Annotated in this window: 2 protein-coding genes and 1 pseudogene; 2 read left to right on the forward strand and 1 reads right to left on the reverse strand. The window is 60.9% G+C overall.

The annotated features are described in order from the left end of the window. Nucleotides 1-8: 8 nt before the first annotated feature. Nucleotides 9-884, reverse strand: coding sequence for a 6-carboxytetrahydropterin synthase (locus tag BN1133_RS16760; RefSeq protein ID WP_050667605.1), 876 nt, complete (start codon nt 882-884; stop codon nt 9-11). 78 nt (nt 885-962) lie between these two features. Between BN1133_RS16760 and BN1133_RS16765 the strand changes: the two genes are divergently transcribed. Next, nucleotides 963-2,222 carry a dihydroorotase gene (locus BN1133_RS16765; protein ID WP_050667606.1) on the forward strand — a complete coding sequence of 420 codons (1,260 nt, stop codon included), beginning with the start codon at nt 963-965 and terminating at the stop codon, nt 2,220-2,222. Between the two features lie 335 nt (nt 2,223-2,557). Further along, nucleotides 2,558-2,987 (forward strand): annotated as a pseudogene (locus BN1133_RS16770) (DUF2919 family protein). The last annotated feature ends 15 nt before the right edge of the window (nt 2,988-3,002 follow it).

Consider the following 3,002-nt stretch of genomic DNA (forward strand, 5'->3'; position numbering starts at 1 on the left):
AATCCGGGTCACGCCCAGGCGATGGCCCCCTTGCCGACCCCCTCGTAGGCGACCACCTTGAGAAACTTCTCCCCCACCTCTTTTTTCACCTCACGGGCGATGTAGTGGGCGAGCAACTCGACCGTGGTGTCGGTGTCAATCATCTCCACCTCGGCATGGGGCATGGCCAACTCGAAACGGCCCTGGGGCGCCTCATAGGCAAAACCGATGTGGCTCTCGGGCGTCACGACGGCAGCATGAGGGCTCAGGGTCAGGCTCTCGAGGGCCACCCGGTCCTCGTCGGTGCCCAGATAGATGTCGCTCCAGCGCTCGGCGAAGGCGGCCTCCAGTTCGGGGGCGCGCTCACCGTCCACGTGCAGTTCGATGGGAGAGCGGTGGCCATGAGCGATGCGCTGGCAGTTGCCGTCGTGCTTTTTAAGCCCGTGGCTGTAGTGGTAGAAGGCGCCGTCGATCTTCTCATGACGCAGAGTCAGAGTGAGATCCTTGATGTTACCCGGCAACTCTCGCGCCAGGATCTGCATCAGGTAGGCCGTCAGGCTCTCTCTGTCGACCTGATCACCCGGGATGAAGGCAAAGGCCTGCTCGGGACAACGCAGGTGGATAGAGCGCCCCGGTCGCAGCCAGTCGACGGTCAGCTCGCCCGGGGCACCCTCGGCGCGGCGCAGCAGGTCATTGTCTGAAGGAACCAGCAACTTGTGATCCACCTCCCGATCGATGATCGCCTTGATCAGCTTTTTGACCCGGCCAAAGTCGAGCAGCATGCTCATCTCGTTGAGTTCACCGCCGAGCTCTATATCCACCAGCCAGCTCTCGCCTACCATGCCACGACGCTCGCACAGGTAGCTGGAGTCAATCACGGTGAGGTCTCTTACGAATAATTTCATCACTATCTCTTGCCTACAGCAGTAAACGGGTTTCGGGTATTATGACGCGCGATCTTCTGCAAAGGAACTGGACCCCCCATGAACAAGCTGCTTATCTCCCAGGCCACTTTGGTCAATGAAGGAAAGATCTACGCCGCCGACGTCCTGATCGAAGGGGAGCGCATCGTCCGTATCGCCCCCCATATCGAGACCCCCGCCGACGCCGTGGTGATCGACGCCAAGGGCAAGCACCTCATCCCCGGCATGATCGATGATCAGGTTCACTTCCGTGAGCCGGGCCTGACCCACAAGGGCACCATTCGAAGCGAATCCCGCGCCGCCGTCGCCGGTGGCACCACCAGCTTCATGGAGATGCCCAACGTCAATCCCCAGACCACCACCATCGAGGCGCTCGAGGCCAAGTACGCCATCGCCGAGCACTCCTCCGTGGCCAACTACAGCTTCTATCTGGGCGCCACCAACGATAACCTCGAGGAGATCAAGCGCCTCGATCCCAAGCGCAACTGTGGCGTGAAGATCTTTATGGGCTCCTCTACAGGCAACATGCTGGTCGACAATCAGGAGACCCTGGCCGCCATCTTCCGCGAGAGCCCGGTGCTGCTGGTGACTCACTGTGAAGACACGCCCACCATCGCCGCCAACGAGCAGGCCGCTCGCGAGCGCTGGGGCGAGCAGGTGCCGATGCGCGAGCACGCCCATATTCGCAGTGACGAGGCCTGCTATCGCTCCTCGTCGCTGGCGGTGGCGCTGGCCAAGGAGCACGGGGCCAAGCTGCATGTGTTGCACCTGACCTCTGCCAAGGAGCTGTCCCTGTTCACCCCGAGCCACGACGTCAAAGAGCTGCGCAGCAAGCAGATCACCGCCGAGGTGTGTGTTCATCACCTCTTCTTCAACGAGGAGGACTACGAGACCCTGGGCAGCCAGATCAAGTGCAATCCCTCGGTCAAGACGGTGGCCGATCAGCGCGCCCTGCTCGACGCGGTGCGCGATGATCTGCTCGACATCATCGCCACCGATCACGCCCCCCACACCTGGGAGGAGAAGCAGCAGAGCTACTTCAAGGCCCCCTCGGGAGTGCCGCTGGTACAGCANNATGAAATCGAGGACCGCGGCTACATCCGCGAGGGCTACTATGCCGATCTGGTGCTGCTCGATCTGGACAAGCCCTATGTGGTGAACGATGACAACATCCTCTATCACTGCGCCTGGACCCCGTTCAACGGTTATCGCTTCCACAGCAGCATCGACACCACCCTGGTCAACGGCCAGATCGCCTATCAGGGCGGCCAGGTAAACGATGCACTTTTGGGCAAGCGATTAACCTTTGATCGCCAATAGATCACAAAGCAGGCAAACGAACCGAGGGGGCAGATTTCGTGTTGACAGGCAGAGGCCATCCCCATAGACTCTGCCCCCGTCAGCCAAGCTGACCACGTCGGCGTGNNCCTTTTCCTTTTCCTTTTCCTCTCCCCCATGTCACATCTGACAGCTAGGCATCCACACTCAATGGCGCATAATTCCTCTCACCAGCCTGTTGGCTTGTGTTCCTGTATCTGTGTGCAATTGGTCCCTCCTCGCGAGGGACTTTTTTTATCTGCCCCCCGCTTAACACCCACCCATTGCATCCACGCCACGGCATCCCCATATGCTTGTCATCGCCCCAGGAGATGCTCATGACCCTCTACCCCGAACACCGCTATGATCGCCATGGTCAGCTCAATCCCCCTTTCTGGTTCTGGCCCATCGCCCTGCTGCTCACCCGCTCTCTCTGGCTCTTCCTGATGGCCGGCGTCACCCGGCAGGGAGGAAGTGACATCCTCACCCTGCTCTATCCGGANNCCCGCCGCCCTGGCCCTGCTCGCTTGTGGCGGCCTGCATGCCCATCCACTGCGCGCCTGGCTGCGCCGCCATACCCGGGGCTTGCTGCTGCTGTCCGCCCTGAGCGGCTTGCTGCTGCAAATCACCACCCTCACCCATCAGGGATGGGACTTTAGCTGGGCCAATGCCCTCACCCTGGTGGGGAACCTCTGGGCCATCTGGTATCTGCTGCGAAGTCGCTCCCTTCGCGACTACGCAAGGGATATCCCCGTTTCCCACGGGTGAAGACAAAAACGGGGC

The sequence above is a fragment of the Aeromonas schubertii genome, from assembly GCF_000820105.1.
GTDB classification, from domain to species: Bacteria; Pseudomonadota; Gammaproteobacteria; order Enterobacterales; family Aeromonadaceae; genus Aeromonas; species Aeromonas schubertii.